This window comes from Escherichia sp. R1, from assembly GCF_003000935.1.
Classification (GTDB): Bacteria; Pseudomonadota; Gammaproteobacteria; order Enterobacterales; family Enterobacteriaceae; genus Escherichia; species Escherichia coli.
This window is the reverse complement of the sequence record NZ_PSRU01000013.1, coordinates 83,813-98,751: the sequence shown is the minus strand read 5'-3', so window position 1 is coordinate 98,751 and position 14,939 is coordinate 83,813. Positions and strand designations below refer to the sequence as shown.

Below are 14,939 nucleotides of genomic sequence, written 5' to 3'. Positions count from 1 at the left end.
TTGAACTTCTGGGGTCGTACCGTCCATGCGATATCGCATTTTCCTTCTCTTTTTTTTCGCTTTGTTGCCGATGTCTTTGGTGTGGGCGGCACCAGCGCAACGGGCGTTTTCCGACTGGCAGGTCACCTGTAATAATCAAAATTTCTGTGTAGCGCGCAATACGGGCGATCATAATGGACTGGTGATGACCCTGAGCCGCAGCGCCGGGGCGCATACCGATGCCGTTTTACGTATTGAGCGCGGCGGGTTGAAGTCGCCGGATGCGTCAGAAGGGGAGATAGCGCCACGGCTGCTGTTAGATGGTGAGCCGTTGGCGTTAAGTGGTGACAAGTGGCGGATTTCACCATGGTTATTAGTAACCGATGATACGGCAACCATCACCGCGTTTTTGCAGATGATTCAGGAAGGGAGGGCGATCACCTTACGCGACGGCAATCAGACTATTTCTCTCAGTGGCTTAAAAGCGGCGTTGTTGTTTATTGATGCCCAGCAAAAGCGCGTTGGCAGTGAGACCGCGTGGATAAAGAAAGGGGACGAACCGCCGCTCAGCGTACCGCCAGCGCCTGCGCTGAAAGAGGTCGCGGTGGTTAACCCAACGCCGACGCCACTCTCACTCGAAGAACGTAACGATTTGCTGGATTATGGAAACTGGCGGATGAATGGTCTGCGCTGCTCGCTTGATCCGTTACGTCGTGAGGTGAATGTCACTGCGCTGACCGATGATAAAGCGCTGATGATGATTAGCTGTGAGGCTGGGGCCTATAACACCATTGATTTGGCATGGATTGTGTCGCGTAAAAAGCCGCTGGCCTCGCGCCCGGTACGGTTGCGTTTGCCGTTCAACAACGGTCAGGAGACCAATGAACTGGAACTGATGAACGCAACATTCGATGAAAAATCGCGTGAACTGGTGACCTTAGCAAAAGGGCGCGGATTAAGCGATTGTGGCATTCAGGCGCGCTGGCGCTTTGACGGTCAGCGTTTTCGCCTGGTGCGTTACGCCGCAGAACCCACCTGCGATAACTGGCATGGGCCAGACGCCTGGCCCACGTTGTGGATCACCCGTTAAACAAAATGGCGGGGACATGTAGACCGGATAAGGCGCACCAGCGTCACATCCGACAATCAGCATCCGGCGATCACCATCAGGCACCTTTCACTCCCAGTACCTTATGCGCTTTTGCCACAATATTCTCGGCGGTAAAGCCAAAGAACGGGAACAGCTTATCCGCCGGAGCTGATTCCCCATAACCTGTCATCCCGACAATTGCCCCTTTCAGGCCAACATATTTGTACCAGTAATCGGCAATACCCGCTTCTACTGCCACGCGGGCAGAAACATTTGAAGGCAGTACCGACTCCCGATATTTCTCATCCTGGGCATCGAAAATATCGGTCGAGGGCAGGGAAACTACGCGAACATTGCGACCTTCTCCCGCTAATTTCTCTGCCGCTTGCAGGGTGATTTCCATCTCTGAACCGGTGGCAATCAGAATAATATCTGGCTTACCGCCGCTGTCTTTCAGCACATAACCGCCACGAGCAATCTCTTTAACCTGATCCGGTGTTCGTTCTACCTGTGCCAGATTCTGCCTGGAGAGGATCAGTGCTGTCGGTCCGTTGTGGCGCTCAACCGCCAGCTTCCAGCCAACCGCCGCTTCCACCTGATCGCACGGTCGCCAGGTGCTGAAATTTGGCGTTAAGCGCAGACTAGCCAGTTGCTCAACAGCCTGGTGCGTCGGACCATCTTCGCCCAGACCAATTGAGTCGTGGGTATAAACCATAATCTGCCGCGCTTTCATCAGTGCCGCCATCCGCGCGGCGTTACGGGCGTATTCAACAAACATCAGGAACGTCGCGGTATACGGCACAAAGCCGCCGTGGTGCGCGATGCCGTTGGCGATAGCGGTCATACCAAATTCACGCACCCCGTAGTGAATGTAGTTGCCCGCCGGATCTTCCTTCAGCGAAACAGAACCTTTCCAGATGGTCAGGTTGCTGGGAGCCAGATCCGCCGAACCGCCGAGCAACTCAGGCAGCATCGGCCCGTAAGCGTTAAGCGTATTTTGCGAAGCCTTACGGGTAGCGATTTTCGCCGGATTCGCCTGCAACTCATTGATATATTTCTGAGTCGTTTTCTCCCAGTCCTTCGGCAAACCGCCGCTCATCCGACGGGTAAACTCTTCTGCCAGTTGCGGATGAGCCTTTTTATAGGCGGCAAACTTCTCATTCCAGCTCTGCTGCGCTTTTTCGCCTTTTTCGCGGGCATCCCAGGCGTGATAAATCTCTTTAGGGATCTCAAATGGCGGATGGTGCCAGCCCAGTTTTTGCCGTGCCAGCGCCACTTCTTCTTCCCCCAGTGGTGCGCCGTGCGCCTCTTCCTTACCTGCTTTATTCGGCGAACCAAAGCCAATCACCGTACGGCAGATAATCAGCGACGGCTTATCTTTCACGCTTTGCGCTTCAAGGATCGCTTCCTTCACCGCCTGTGGATCGTGACCGTCGATTTCATGGATCACATGCCAGTGATAGGCTTCAAATCGTTTTGCGGTATCGTCGGTAAACCAGCCTTCGGTTTCACCGTCGATGGAAATACCGTTGTGATCGTAAAAACCAATCAGCTTGCCCAGCCCCAGCGTGCCCGCCAGCGAACAGACTTCGTGAGAGATACCTTCCATCAGGCAGCCGTCGCCCATAAACACATAGGTGAAGTGATCGACAATTTCATGATCCGGCTGATTAAACTGCGCCGCCAGCGTACGCTCTGCTATCGCCAGCCCGACGGCGTTCGCCAAACCTTGTCCAAGAGGACCGGTGGTGGTTTCAACACCTGGCGTATAGCCGATTTCCGGGTGACCAGGGGTTTTCGAATGCAACTGACGGAAGTTCTTCAGTTCTTCCAGTGGCAGGTCGTAACCGGTCAGATGCAGCAAACTGTAGAGCAGCATCGACGCGTGACCGTTGGAAAGAATAAAGCGGTCACGGTCATACCAGGTTGGGTCGGTGGGGTTATGTTTAAGAAAATCGTTCCACAGCACTTCGGCAATATCAGCCATGCCCATCGGCGCGCCGGGATGACCAGAATTGGCTTTTTGTACCGCATCCATACTGAGTGCGCGAATCGCATTGGCAAGGTCTTTTCGGGACATATAACACTCCGTGGCTGGTTTATAGTTTGGCGGCAAGAAGATCTTCCAGTTTGCGTTGATCAACGGCGAACAGACGAATGCCTTCAGACAGTTTTTCTACCGCCATCGCATCCTGATTGTGCTCCCAACGGAACTCCGCTTCGCTCATGGGAGCTGGGCGTGGGAACGTCTGAGAAGGTGGGATTAATTTACGTACCACTGGCGAAACTTTTTCCTGTAGCTCCTTCAGCAAATTCGGTGCGATAGTCAGTCGGTCGCAGCCGGTTAAGGCGAGGATTTGTTCGGTGCGACGGAAGCTCGCGCCCATCACAATGGTTTCATAGTGGTGTTGCTTATAGTAGTCGTAGATATTGCGTACTGATTTAACGCCTGGATCTTCTTCCACCACATACGGGTCCATCGGCTTGCGTGCCTGATACCAGTCATAAATACGCCCGACAAACGGCGAAATCAGAAAAACGCCTGCTTCTGCACAGGCCCGCGCCTGTGCAAAAGAAAACAGCAGCGTCAGGTTGCAGTTAATACCTTCTTTTTCCAGCTCTTCTGCCGCGCGAATTCCTTCCCAGGTCGAAGCCAGCTTGATCAGAATGCGTGATTTCTCAACGCCTTGTTGCTGATACAAGTCCACCAGATGGCGCGCCTTCTCAATACTCTTTTCTTTATCAAAAGAGAGGCGTGCATCAACTTCTGTTGACACGCGACCGGGTACGATTTTGAGAATTTCAGCACCGAAATTGACCGCCAGTTTGTCACACGCTGCGACCACCTGTTGTTCCTGGGTCTTGCCATTTTTTTTACCCCAGGCGATAGCATCGTCTATTAAATGCTCATATTGTGATAATCCGGCAGCCTTGAGTAACAGCGAAGGATTGGTGGTGGCATCCTGGGGATGATAATGGCGAATGGACTCAATATCGCCGCTGTCTGCCACGACAGTGGTGAACTGTTTGATGCCGTCTAACTCGTTCATAGGAAATACTCCTTGAAAAGTAAAGTGTTAGATGAGTGCGTTAATTCACACTTCTGAGAAATTTCGCTAAACGCATCAAAAAAGCATAGCAGACAGGCATGGTATTGCTGGATTAAGCAGGTAACATCAGTGTTATAGGATTATTACCAAAACATTATATTAATGGTGAGAGTTTGGACTTGCTCAAAGTCTGTAGACTCCGGCAGGGTAATAATGTGCGCCACGTTGTGGACAGGGGCTGTTGCCCACACACTTTATTTGTGAACGTTACGTGAAAGGAACAACCAAATGGATGACCAGTTAAAACAAAGTGCACTTGATTTCCATGAATTTCCAGTTCCAGGGAAAATCCAGGTTTCTCCAACCAAGCCTCTGGCAACGCAGCGCGATCTGGCGCTGGCCTACTCACCAGGCGTTGCCGCACCTTGTCTTGAAATCGAAAAAGACCCGTTAAAAGCCTACAAATATACCGCGCGCGGTAACCTGGTAGCGGTGATCTCTAACGGTACGGCGGTGCTGGGGTTAGGCAACATTGGCGCGCTGGCAGGCAAACCGGTGATGGAAGGCAAGGGCGTTCTGTTTAAGAAATTCGCCGGGATTGATGTATTTGACATTGAAGTTGATGAACTCGACCCGGACAAATTTATTGAAGTCGTCGCTGCGCTCGAACCGACCTTCGGCGGCATCAACCTCGAAGACATTAAAGCGCCAGAATGTTTCTATATTGAACAGAAACTGCGCGAGCGGATGAATATTCCGGTATTCCACGACGATCAGCACGGCACGGCAATTATCAGCACTGCCGCCATCCTCAACGGCTTGCGCGTGGTGGAGAAAAACATCTCCGACGTGCGGATGGTGGTTTCTGGCGCGGGTGCCGCAGCAATCGCCTGTATGAACCTGCTGGTAGCGCTGGGTCTGCAAAAACATAACATCGTGGTTTGCGATTCAAAAGGCGTTATCTATCAGGGCCGTGAGCCAAACATGGCGGAAACCAAAGCCGCATACGCGGTGGTGGATGACGGTAAACGTACCCTCGATGATGTGATTGAAGGCGCGGATATTTTCCTCGGCTGTTCCGGCCCGAAAGTGCTGACCCAGGAAATGGTGAAGAAAATGGCCCGTGCGCCAATGATCCTGGCGCTGGCGAACCCGGAACCGGAAATTCTGCCGCCGCTGGCGAAAGAAGTGCGTCCGGATGCCATCATCTGTACCGGCCGTTCCGACTACCCGAACCAGGTGAACAACGTCCTTTGCTTCCCGTTTATCTTCCGTGGCGCGCTGGACGTTGGCGCAACCGCCATCAACGAAGAGATGAAACTGGCGGCGGTACGCGCGATTGCAGAACTGACCCATGCGGAACAGAGTGAAGTGGTGGCTTCAGCGTATGGCGATCAGGATCTGAGCTTTGGTCCGGAATACATCATTCCAAAACCGTTTGATCCGCGCTTGATCGTTAAGATCGCTCCTGCGGTGGCGAAAGCGGCGATGGAGTCGGGCGTGGCGACGCGTCCGATTGCTGATTTCGACGTCTACATCGACAAGCTGACAGAGTTCGTTTACAAAACTAACCTGTTTATGAAGCCGATTTTCTCCCAGGCTCGCAAAGCGCCGAAGCGCGTAGTTCTGCCGGAAGGGGAAGAGGCGCGCGTTCTGCATGCCACTCAGGAACTGGTAACGCTGGGACTGGCGAAACCGATCCTTATTGGTCGTCCGAACGTGATCGAAATGCGCATTCAGAAACTGGGCTTGCAGATCAAGGCGGGCGTTGATTTTGAGATCGTCAATAACGAATCCGATCCGCGCTTTAAAGAGTACTGGACCGAATACTTCCAGATCATGAAGCGTCGCGGTGTCACTCAGGAACAGGCGCAGCGTGCGCTGATCAGTAACCCGACAGTGATCGGCGCGATCATGGTTCAGCGTGGCGAAGCCGATGCAATGATTTGCGGTACGGTGGGCGATTATCATGAACACTTTAGCGTGGTGAAAAATGTCTTTGGTTATCGCGATGGCGTTCACACCGCAGGTGCAATGAACGCGCTGCTGTTGCCGAGTGGTAATACCTTTATTGCCGATACCTACGTCAATGATGAGCCTGATGCAGAAGAGCTGGCGGAGATCACCTTGATGGCGGCAGAAACTGTTCGTCGTTTTGGTATTGAGCCGCGTGTGGCTCTGTTGTCGCACTCCAACTTTGGTTCTTCTGACTGCCCGTCGTCGAGCAAAATGCGTCAGGCGCTGGAACTGGTCAGGGAACGTGCGCCAGAACTGATGATTGATGGTGAAATGCACGGCGATGCAGCGCTGGTGGAAGCGATTCGCAACGACCGTATGCCGGACAGCCCTTTGAAAGGTTCCGCTAATATTCTGGTGATGCCGAACATGGAAGCTGCCCGCATTAGTTACAACTTACTGCGCGTTTCCAGCTCGGAAGGTGTGACTGTCGGTCCGGTGCTGATGGGCGTGGCGAAACCGGTTCACGTGTTAACGCCGATCGCATCGGTACGTCGTATCGTCAACATGGTGGCGCTGGCCGTGGTTGAAGCGCAAACCCAACCGCTGTAATTCTTTTTTAACTCTCACGCTTACCCTGAATATTCAGGGTAAGCGGTTTAGCTGCAATATATTAGTAAAGTTTATTACTGAGTTTGCGAATAATAAAAAAATCAGTATATAAAATATCTCGATATTATTTTATTTATATTCATGCGTTGCATATGAAAGTTTATGCACCACAGCAAATATCTCTCCATTCTTAGTGATCTACCTCACCTTTTAAACGCGCTTGCCGAATTTTGTTATTTACTCTGACGAAAAATTGTCACGATACACGAAAGTTTTTCACAGGCGGCGACTCATGGATAAAGAACGCATCATTCAGGAATTTGTGCCCGGTAAACAGGTCACACTGGCGCATCTCATCGCGCATCCCGGCGAGGAACTGGCGAAGAAAATCGGCGTTCCGGATGCGGGCGCAATCGGCATTATGACGCTAACTCCCGGAGAAACGGCGATGATCGCCGGTGATTTAGCGTTGAAAGCCGCCGATGTGCATATCGGTTTTCTCGACCGTTTTAGCGGCGCGCTGGTGATTTATGGCTCGGTGGGCGCAGTAGAAGAAGCGTTATCACAAACCGTCAGTGGTTTAGGACGCTTATTAAATTATACGCTTTGTGAAATGACCAAAAGTTAATACGAGGCATTCATGAAACGAATTGCGTTTGTGGGTACCGTCGGGGCAGGAAAAACAACGTTATTTAATGCGTTGCAGGGGAATTATACCCTCGCAAGAAAAACACAGACCGTGGAATTTAATGATAATGGCGATATTGATACACCGGGTGAATATTTTAGCCATCCCCGCTGGTATCACGCCTTAATTACCACGCTACAGGATGTGGACATGCTGATCTATGTCCACGGCGCGAATGACCCGGAAAGTCGGTTGCCTGCTGGGTTGCTGGATATTGGCGTCAGCAAACGGCAAATCGCCGTCATCAGTAAAACGGACATGCCAGATGCTGACGTCGCCGCAACGCGAAAGTTATTGCTTGAGACGGGCTTCGAAGAGCCGATTTTCGAGCTAAACAGCCACGACCCGCAAAGCGTGCAGCAACTGGTGGATTATCTGGCATCTCTCACCAAACAGGAGGAAGCAGGTGAAAAAACTCATCACAGCGAATGATATTCGTGAAGCACACGCGCGCGGCGAACTGGCAATGTCCGTGGTTCTGCGCGCCAGCATTATTACCCCGGAAGCTCGTGAAGTGGCTGATCTGTTGGGTTTTACCATCACCGAATGTGATGAATCGATCCCGGTAACGGCGTCTGTTCCCGCCAGCGCATCAGCCGATAAAACCGAAAGCCAGCGCATCCGTGAAACCATTATCGCCCAACTGCCGGAAGGTCAGTTTACCGAAAGCCTGGTCGCGCAGCTGATGGAAAAAGTGATGAAGGAAAAACAGTCGCTGGAACAGGGTGCACTGCAGCCGAGCTTTAAATCGGTGACCGGCAAAGGCGGCATCAAAGTTATTGATGGCAGCAGCGTCAAGTTTGGTCGTTTCGACGGCGCACAGCCACACTGCGTAGGCTTGACTGATCTCGTGACCGGAGACGACGGCAGCAGTATGGCCGCTGGTTTTATGCAGTGGGAGAACGCATTCTTCCCGTGGACCCTGAACTACGACGAAATCGACATGGTGCTGGAAGGGGAGCTGCATGTTCGCCACGAAGGCGAAACTATGATCGCCAAAGCGGGCGATGTGATGTTTATCCCGAAAGGCTCCAGTATCGAATTTGGTACGACATCCAGCGTGAAATTCCTGTATGTCGCCTGGCCGGCTAACTGGCAATCCCTATGAAAGATTTCATCACCGAAGCATGGCTAAGAGCGAACCATACGCTCAGCGAAGGCGCAGAGATCCATCTCCCTGCGGACAGTCGCCTGACGCCCTCTGCCCGGGAGTTACTGGAAAGCCGCCATCTGCGCATCAAGTTTATTGACGAGCAGGGCCGCCTGTTTGTTGACGATGAACAGCAGCAGCCGCAGCCCGTTCACGGGCTGACCAGTAGCGATGAACATCCGCAGGCGTGCTGCGAACTGTGCCGCCAGCCGGTAGCAAAAAAGCCGGATACGCTGACTCACCTGTCGGCGGAAAAAATGGTCGCCAAAAGCGATCCGCGTCTGGGTTTTCGCGCTGTTCTCGACAGCACCATTGCGCTGGCAGTGTGGCTGCAAATTGAACTGGCGGAACCGTGGCAGCCGTGGCTGGCGGATATCCGTTCGCGTCTTGGCAACATTATGCGTGCCGATGCGCTGGGGGAACCGTTGGGCTGTCAGGCGATTGTCGGGCTTTCTGACGAAGATCTGCATCGGCTTTCTCACCAGCCGCTGCGTTATCTCGACCACGATCATCTGGTGCCGGAAGCCAGCCACGGGCGCGATGCGGCGTTGCTGAATCTGTTACGCACCAAAGTGCGGGAAACCGAAACCGTAGCGGCGCAGGTCTTTATCACCCGCAGCTTTGAAGTATTACGCCCGGACATTTTGCAGGCGCTGAACCGCCTTTCCAGCACGGTCTACGTGATGATGATCCTGAGCGTAACGAAGCAGCCGCTAACGGTGAAGCAGATCCAACAACGACTGGGGGAAACGCAATGATTATTAAACGTTGTCGTGAACTGGCGTTGCGAGCGCCCGCCAGAGTAGTTTTTCCGGATGCGTTAGATCAACGTGTGCTGAAAGCTGCGCAATATTTACATCAACAAGGTCTGGCAACGCCCATTCTGGTCGCCAATCCGTTTGAACTTCGTCAGTTTGCGCTCAGTCACGGCGTGGCGATGGACGGGCTACAGGTGATAGATCCGCATGGCAACCTCGCAATGCGGGAAGAATTTGCTCATCGCTGGCTGGCCCGCGCGGGCGAAAAAACGCCGCCGGATGCGCTGGAAAAACTTACCGATCCGCTGATGTTCGCCGCCGCAATGGTCAGCGCCGGTAAAGCGGATGTCTGTATCGCGGGCAACCTCTCTTCCACGGCGAATGTGCTGCGTGCCGGATTACGCATTATCGGCTTGCAGCCAGGCTGTAAAACGCTCTCATCCATTTTCCTGATGCTGCCACAGTACAGCGGTCCGGCGTTGGGCTTTGCCGATTGCAGCGTGGTGCCACAGCCGACGGCGGCACAACTGGCGGATATCGCGCTTGCCAGCGCCGAAACCTGGCGCGCCATCACCGGAGAAGAACCGCGCGTGGCGATGCTGTCGTTTTCCAGCAACGGTAGTGCCCGTCACCCCTGCGTTGCCAACGTCAAGCAGGCGACAGAAATCGTCCGTGAGCGCGCACCAAAGCTGGTTGTCGATGGCGAGTTGCAGTTTGACGCCGCCTTCGTGCCGGAAGTGGCGGCGCAAAAAGCGCCTGCCAGCCCGTTACAGGGCAAAGCTAATGTGATGGTTTTTCCGTCGCTGGAGGCAGGAAATATTGGCTACAAAATCGCACAACGACTTGGCGGATATCGTGCCGTCGGGCCATTGATACAAGGACTTGCCGCGCCGATGCACGATCTCTCTCGTGGTTGTAGCGTGCAGGAAATTATCGAACTGGCGCTGGTGGCAGCTGTGCCGCGTCAGACAGAAGTGAACCACGAAAGCAGTTTACAAACACTGGTTGAATGAACGGTCCCGTTCTGGACCCTGATAAAGAGGAAAGCACAATGGAAGCATTAGGAATGATCGAAACCCGGGGCCTGGTTGCACTGATTGAGGCTTCTGACGCGATGGTTAAAGCTGCGCGCGTCAAGCTGGTTGGTGTTAAGCAGATTGGCGGCGGCCTGTGTACTGCCATGGTTCGTGGTGATGTTGCAGCCTGTAAAGCCGCGACCGATGCAGGTGCCGCAGCGGCACAGCGTATCGGCGAGCTGGTATCTGTACACGTTATCCCGCGTCCGCACGGCGACCTGGAAGAAGTCTTCCCGATCGGCCTGAAAGGCGATAGCAGCAACCTGTAATCACCTTGTGTGACGTCGATTCGGGCGTCACGCTCTCTCCTTTTTCATTTTACCTTCTGCGGAGGGTAGGGGGAGCTTTTACCTGAAATACGCCACGGAGGCGGGTATGAAACTGGCAGTCGTCACTGGACAAATTGTTTGTACCGTACGCCATCACGGACTGGCGCATGACAAATTGCTGATGGTGGAAATGATTGATCCACAAGGTAATCCTGACGGGCAATGCGCCGTCGCCATCGACAATATTGGCGCGGGAACCGGGGAGTGGGTGTTACTGGTGAGTGGCAGTTCCGCCCGCCAGGCGCATAAAAGCGAAACGTCACCGGTCGATCTGTGCGTGATTGGCATTGTCGATGAGGTGGTGTCTGGCGGTCAGGTCATTTTCCACAAATAAGGCAGAACATCATGAATCAACAGGATATTGAACAGGTGGTGAAAGCGGTACTGCTGAAAATGCAAAGCAGTGACACGCCGCCCGCCGCCGTTCATGAGATGGGCGTTTTCGCGTCCCTGGATGACGCCGTTGCGGCAGCCAAAGTCGCCCAGCAAGGGTTAAAAAGCGTGGCAATGCGCCAGTTAGCCATTGCTGCCATTCGTGAAGCAGGCGAAAAACACGCCAGAGATTTAGCGGAACTTGCCGTCAGTGAAACCGGCATGGGGCGCGTTGAAGATAAATTTGCCAAAAACGTCGCTCAGGCGCGCGGCACACCAGGCGTTGAGTGCCTCTCTCCGCAAGTGCTGACTGGCGACAACGGCCTGACCCTAATTGAAAACGCACCCTGGGGCGTGGTGGCTTCGGTGACGCCTTCCACTAACCCGGCGGCAACCGTAATTAACAACGCCATCAGCCTGATTGCCGCGGGCAACAGCGTCATTTTTGCCCCGCATCCGGCGGCGAAAAAAGTCTCCCAGCGGGCGATTACGCTGCTCAACCAGGCGATTGTTGCCGCAGGCGGGCCGGAAAACTTACTGGTTACCGTAGCAAATCCGGATATCGAAACCGCGCAACGCTTGTTCAAGTTTCCGGGTATCGGCCTGCTGGTGGTGACCGGCGGCGAAGCGGTAGTGGAAGCGGCGCGTAAACACACCAATAAACGTCTGATTGCCGCAGGCGCTGGCAACCCGCCGGTAGTGGTGGATGAAACCGCCGACCTCGCCCGTGCTGCTCAGTCCATCGTCAAAGGCGCGTCTTTCGATAACAACATCATTTGTGCCGACGAAAAGGTACTGATTGTTGTGGATAGCGTAGCCGATGAACTGATGCGTCTGATGGAAGGCCAGCATGCGGTGAAACTGACCGCAGAGCAGGCGCAGCAACTGCAATCGGTGTTGCTGAAAAATATCGACGAGTGCGGAAAAGGCACCGTCAGCCGTGACTGGGTTGGTCGCGATGCGGCGAAAATCGCGGCGGCAATCGACCTTAAAGTTCCGGAACAAACGCGACTGCTGTTTGTAGAAACCACCGCAGAACATCCGTTTGCCGTGACCGAACTGATGATGCCGGTGCTGCCCGTCGTGCGCGTCGCCAACGTGGCGGATGCCATTGCGCTGGCGGTGAAACTGGAAGGCGGTTGCCACCACACGGCGGCAATGCACTCGCGCAATATCGAAAACATGAACCAGATGGCGAACGCCATTGATACCAGCATTTTCGTTAAGAACGGACCGTGTATTGCCGGGCTGGGGCTGGGCGGGGAAGGCTGGACCACGATGACCATCACCACGCCAACCGGTGAAGGGGTAACCAGCGCGCGGACGTTTGTCCGTCTGCGTCGCTGTGTATTAGTCGATGCGTTTCGCATTGTTTAAGGAGTAACCGATGGCGCACGATGAACAATGGCTCACCCCACGTCTGCAAACGGCGGCAACGCTGTGTAACCAGACGCCTGCCGCGACGGAATCTCCGCTGTGGCTGGGGGTGGATCTGGGCACTTGCGATGTGGTGTCGATGGTTGTCGACCGCAACGGTCAGCCGGTGGCGGTATGCCTCGACTGGGCCGATGTGGTCCGCGACGGCATCGTCTGGGATTTCTTCGGTGCGGTCACCATTGTTCGTCGCCATCTCGACACCCTTGAGCAGCAATTCGGTCGCCGTTTTAGCCATGCGGCGACCTCATTTCCTCCTGGTACGGACCCGCGTATTTCCATCAACGTGCTGGAGTCTGCCGGACTGGAAGTGAGCCATGTGCTGGATGAGCCAACCGCAGTTGCGGATCTGCTGCAACTGGACAACGCCGGTGTAGTGGATATCGGCGGCGGCACTACCGGCATTGCCATCGTGAAAAAGGGCAAAGTGACGTACTCGGCGGATGAAGCCACCGGCGGACATCACATCTCTCTGACTCTCGCCGGAAATCGCCGTATTTCGCTGGAAGAGGCAGAGCAGTACAAACGCGGTCACGGTGACGAGATTTGGCCCGCGGTGAAACCGGTGTACGAAAAAATGGCGGACATTGTGGCCCGGCATATTGAAGGGCAGGGCATTACGGATTTATGGCTGGCGGGCGGTTCCTGTATGCAACCGGGCGTAGCGGCGCTGTTTTGCAAACAATTTCCGGCGTTACAGGTGCATTTACCGCAGCACAGTTTGTTTATGACCCCGCTGGCAATCGCCAGTAGTGGGCGAGAGAAAGCGGAGGGGATCTATGCAAAGTGAATTGCAAACGGCGCTTTTTCAGGCGTTCGATACCCTGAATCTGCAACGGGTAAAAACATTTAGCGTTCCACCGGTGACGCTTTGCGGTCCGGGCGCGGTGAGCAGTTGCGGGCAGCAAGCGCAAACGCGTGGGTTGAAACATCTGTTCGTGATGGCAGACAGCTTTTTGCATCAGGCAGGGATGACCGCCGGGCTGACACGTAGCCTGGCCGTTAAAGGTATCGCCATGACGCTCTGGCCATGTCCGGTGGGCGAACCGTGCATCACCGACGTGTGTGCAGCCGTGGCGCAGTTGCGTGAATCAGGTTGTGACGGGGTGATCGCGTTTGGCGGCGGCTCGGTGCTGGATGCGGCGAAAGCCGTGGCGTTGCTGGTGACGAACCCGGATAGCACGCTGGCAGAAATGTCAGAAACCAGCGTTCTGCAACCGCGCCTGCCGTTGATTGCCATTCCAACGACCGCCGGAACCGGCTCTGAAACGACTAACGTGACGGTGATTATCGACGCGGTGAGCGGGCGCAAGCAGGTGTTAGCCCACGCCTCGCTGATGCCGGATGTGGCGATTCTCGACGCTGTGCTGACCGAAGGCGTGCCGTCGCATGTCACGGCGATGACTGGCATTGATGCGTTAACCCATGCCATTGAAGCGTACAGCGCGCTGAACGCTACACCGTTTACCGACAGCCTGGCGATTGGTGCCATTGCGATGATTGGCAAATCACTGCCGAAAGCGGTGGGCTACGGCCATGACCTTGCCGCGCGCGAGAGCATGTTGCTGGCTTCATGTATGGCGGGAATGGCGTTTTCCAGCGCGGGGCTTGGGTTATGCCACGCGATGGCGCATCAGCCAGGGGCGGCGCTGCATATTCCGCACGGTCTGGCGAACGCCATGTTGCTGCCAACGGTGATGGAGTTCAACCGGATGGTCTGTCGTGAACGCTTTAGTCAGGTTGGTCGGGCGCTGCGAACTAAAAAATCCGACGATCGTGACGCTATTAATGCGGTAAGTGAGCTGATAGCGGAAGTTGGGATTGGTAAACGACTGGGCGATGTTGGTGCGACATCTGCGCATTACGGCGCATGGGCGCAGGCCGCGCTGGAAGATATTTGTCTGCGCAGTAACCCGCGTACCGCCAGCCTGGAGCAGATTGTCGGCCTGTACGCAGCGGCGCAATAAATGCCGGATGCGACGCTTGCCGCGTCTTATCCGGCCTACGGGATTGCACATGTAGGGCGGATAAGGCGTTCACGCCGCATCCGCCAGTGGCGCGGTGCAATTGCCGGATGCGATGCTTGCCGCGTCTTATCCGGCCGACGGGATTGCACATATAGGGCGGATAAGGCGTTCACGCCGCATCCGCCAGTGGCGCGGTGCAATTGCCGGATGCGACGCTTGCCGCGTCTTATCCGGCCGACGGGATTGCACATGTAGGGCGGATAAGGCGTTCACGCCGCATCCGCCAGTGGCGCGGTGCAATTGCCGGATGCGATGCTTTCCGCGTCTTATCCGGCCGACGGGATTGCACATGTAGGGCGGATAAGGCGTTCACGCCGCATCCGCCAGTGGCGCGGTGCAATTGCCGGATGCGACGCTTGCCGCGTCTTATCTGGCCTTCGGGATTGCACATGTAGGGCGGATAAGGCGTTCACGCCGC

14 protein-coding genes are annotated in these 14,939 nt (G+C 54.8%); 12 read left to right on the top strand and 2 right to left on the bottom strand.

What is annotated here, in order from left to right:
- Positions 1–25 precede the first annotated feature (25 nt).
- Complete coding sequence (locus tag C4F37_RS16535) at positions 26–1,069, top strand: DUF1176 domain-containing protein (protein WP_001270493.1); 1,044 nt, start codon at positions 26–28, stop codon at positions 1,067–1,069.
- A gap of 76 nt (positions 1,070–1,145) precedes the next feature.
- On the opposite strand, the gene tkt is transcribed toward C4F37_RS16535, so the two are convergent.
- Both tkt and tal read right to left on the bottom strand, forming a co-directional pair.
- The gene (tkt, locus tag C4F37_RS16530) at positions 1,146–3,149 is read right to left on the bottom strand and encodes a transketolase (protein ID WP_000087285.1); all 2,004 of its coding nucleotides are present in this window, start codon (positions 3,147–3,149) and stop codon (positions 1,146–1,148) included.
- A 19-nt stretch (positions 3,150–3,168) separates the two neighbouring features.
- Positions 3,169–4,119 carry a transaldolase gene (tal, locus tag C4F37_RS16525; RefSeq protein WP_001003709.1) on the bottom strand — a complete coding sequence of 317 codons (951 nt, stop codon included), beginning with the start codon at positions 4,117–4,119 and terminating at the stop codon, positions 3,169–3,171.
- Positions 4,120–4,407: 288 nt separating this feature from the next.
- Between tal and maeB the strand changes: the two genes are divergently transcribed.
- The 11 genes from maeB (at position 4,408) to eutG (ending at position 14,461) form a co-directional block, all read left to right on the top strand.
- Positions 4,408–6,687, top strand: a complete 2,280-nt coding sequence (gene maeB / locus C4F37_RS16520; protein WP_001774014.1) for an NADP-dependent oxaloacetate-decarboxylating malate dehydrogenase — start codon at positions 4,408–4,410, stop codon at positions 6,685–6,687.
- A 292-nt stretch (positions 6,688–6,979) separates the two neighbouring features.
- Entirely contained in the window at positions 6,980–7,315 is a 336-nt protein-coding gene (eutS, locus tag C4F37_RS16515) for an ethanolamine utilization microcompartment protein EutS (protein ID WP_000356956.1), read from the top strand.
- 12 nt (positions 7,316–7,327) lie between these two features.
- Complete coding sequence (gene eutP, locus C4F37_RS16510) at positions 7,328–7,807, top strand: ethanolamine utilization acetate kinase EutP (protein WP_000820792.1); 480 nt, start codon at positions 7,328–7,330, stop codon at positions 7,805–7,807.
- The gene (gene eutQ, locus C4F37_RS16505) at positions 7,782–8,483 is read left to right on the top strand and encodes an ethanolamine utilization acetate kinase EutQ (protein WP_000733877.1); all 702 of its coding nucleotides are present in this window, start codon (positions 7,782–7,784) and stop codon (positions 8,481–8,483) included. The genes eutP and eutQ overlap by 26 nt, the downstream gene beginning before the upstream one ends.
- Positions 8,480–9,283, top strand: coding sequence for an ethanolamine utilization cob(I)yrinic acid a,c-diamide adenosyltransferase EutT (gene eutT, locus C4F37_RS16500; RefSeq protein WP_000651298.1), 804 nt, complete (start codon positions 8,480–8,482; stop codon positions 9,281–9,283). Before eutQ ends, eutT begins: the two co-directional genes overlap by 4 nt.
- Entirely contained in the window at positions 9,280–10,296 is a 1,017-nt protein-coding gene (gene pta / locus C4F37_RS16495; protein WP_000584519.1) for a phosphate acetyltransferase, read from the top strand. Before eutT ends, pta begins: the two co-directional genes overlap by 4 nt.
- A 38-nt stretch (positions 10,297–10,334) precedes the next feature.
- Entirely contained in the window at positions 10,335–10,628 is a 294-nt protein-coding gene (gene eutM, locus C4F37_RS16490) for an ethanolamine utilization microcompartment protein EutM (RefSeq protein ID WP_000387713.1), read from the top strand.
- 106 nt (positions 10,629–10,734) lie between these two features.
- On the top strand, positions 10,735–11,022 hold the full coding sequence (gene eutN, locus C4F37_RS16485; RefSeq protein ID WP_000762196.1) for an ethanolamine utilization microcompartment protein EutN: 288 nt from the start codon (positions 10,735–10,737) through the stop codon (positions 11,020–11,022).
- An 11-nt stretch (positions 11,023–11,033) separates the two neighbouring features.
- Entirely contained in the window at positions 11,034–12,437 is a 1,404-nt protein-coding gene (locus C4F37_RS16480; RefSeq protein ID WP_001075694.1) for an aldehyde dehydrogenase family protein, read from the top strand.
- Between the two features lie 10 nt (positions 12,438–12,447).
- On the top strand, positions 12,448–13,284 hold the full coding sequence (eutJ, locus tag C4F37_RS16475; protein ID WP_001539308.1) for an ethanolamine utilization protein EutJ: 837 nt from the start codon (positions 12,448–12,450) through the stop codon (positions 13,282–13,284).
- The gene (gene eutG, locus C4F37_RS16470; RefSeq protein WP_001539307.1) at positions 13,274–14,461 is read left to right on the top strand and encodes an ethanolamine utilization ethanol dehydrogenase EutG; all 1,188 of its coding nucleotides are present in this window, start codon (positions 13,274–13,276) and stop codon (positions 14,459–14,461) included. Before eutJ ends, eutG begins: the two co-directional genes overlap by 11 nt.
- The last annotated feature ends 478 nt before the right edge of the window (positions 14,462–14,939 follow it).

What these genes read in the sequence shown, in the direction of transcription:
- maeB (WP_001774014.1), top strand. Translation starts at nt 4,408, where the DNA reads ATGGATGACCAGTTAAAACAAAGTGCACTTGATTTCCATGAATTTCCA.
- eutJ (WP_001539308.1), top strand. Translation starts at nt 12,448, where the DNA reads ATGGCGCACGATGAACAATGGCTCACCCCACGTCTGCAAACGGCGGCA.
- eutP (WP_000820792.1), top strand. Translation starts at nt 7,328, where the DNA reads ATGAAACGAATTGCGTTTGTGGGTACCGTCGGGGCAGGAAAAACAACG.
- eutG (WP_001539307.1), top strand. Translation starts at nt 13,274, where the DNA reads ATGCAAAGTGAATTGCAAACGGCGCTTTTTCAGGCGTTCGATACCCTG.
- pta (WP_000584519.1), top strand. Translation starts at nt 9,280, where the DNA reads ATGATTATTAAACGTTGTCGTGAACTGGCGTTGCGAGCGCCCGCCAGA.
- eutS (WP_000356956.1), top strand. Translation starts at nt 6,980, where the DNA reads ATGGATAAAGAACGCATCATTCAGGAATTTGTGCCCGGTAAACAGGTC.
- tkt (WP_000087285.1), bottom strand. Translation starts at nt 3,149, where the DNA reads ATGTCCCGAAAAGACCTTGCCAATGCGATTCGCGCACTCAGTATGGAT.
- C4F37_RS16535 (WP_001270493.1), top strand. Translation starts at nt 26, where the DNA reads ATGCGATATCGCATTTTCCTTCTCTTTTTTTTCGCTTTGTTGCCGATG.
- C4F37_RS16480 (WP_001075694.1), top strand. Translation starts at nt 11,034, where the DNA reads ATGAATCAACAGGATATTGAACAGGTGGTGAAAGCGGTACTGCTGAAA.
- eutN (WP_000762196.1), top strand. Translation starts at nt 10,735, where the DNA reads ATGAAACTGGCAGTCGTCACTGGACAAATTGTTTGTACCGTACGCCAT.
- tal (WP_001003709.1), bottom strand. Translation starts at nt 4,119, where the DNA reads ATGAACGAGTTAGACGGCATCAAACAGTTCACCACTGTCGTGGCAGAC.
- eutT (WP_000651298.1), top strand. Translation starts at nt 8,480, where the DNA reads ATGAAAGATTTCATCACCGAAGCATGGCTAAGAGCGAACCATACGCTC.
- eutM (WP_000387713.1), top strand. Translation starts at nt 10,335, where the DNA reads ATGGAAGCATTAGGAATGATCGAAACCCGGGGCCTGGTTGCACTGATT.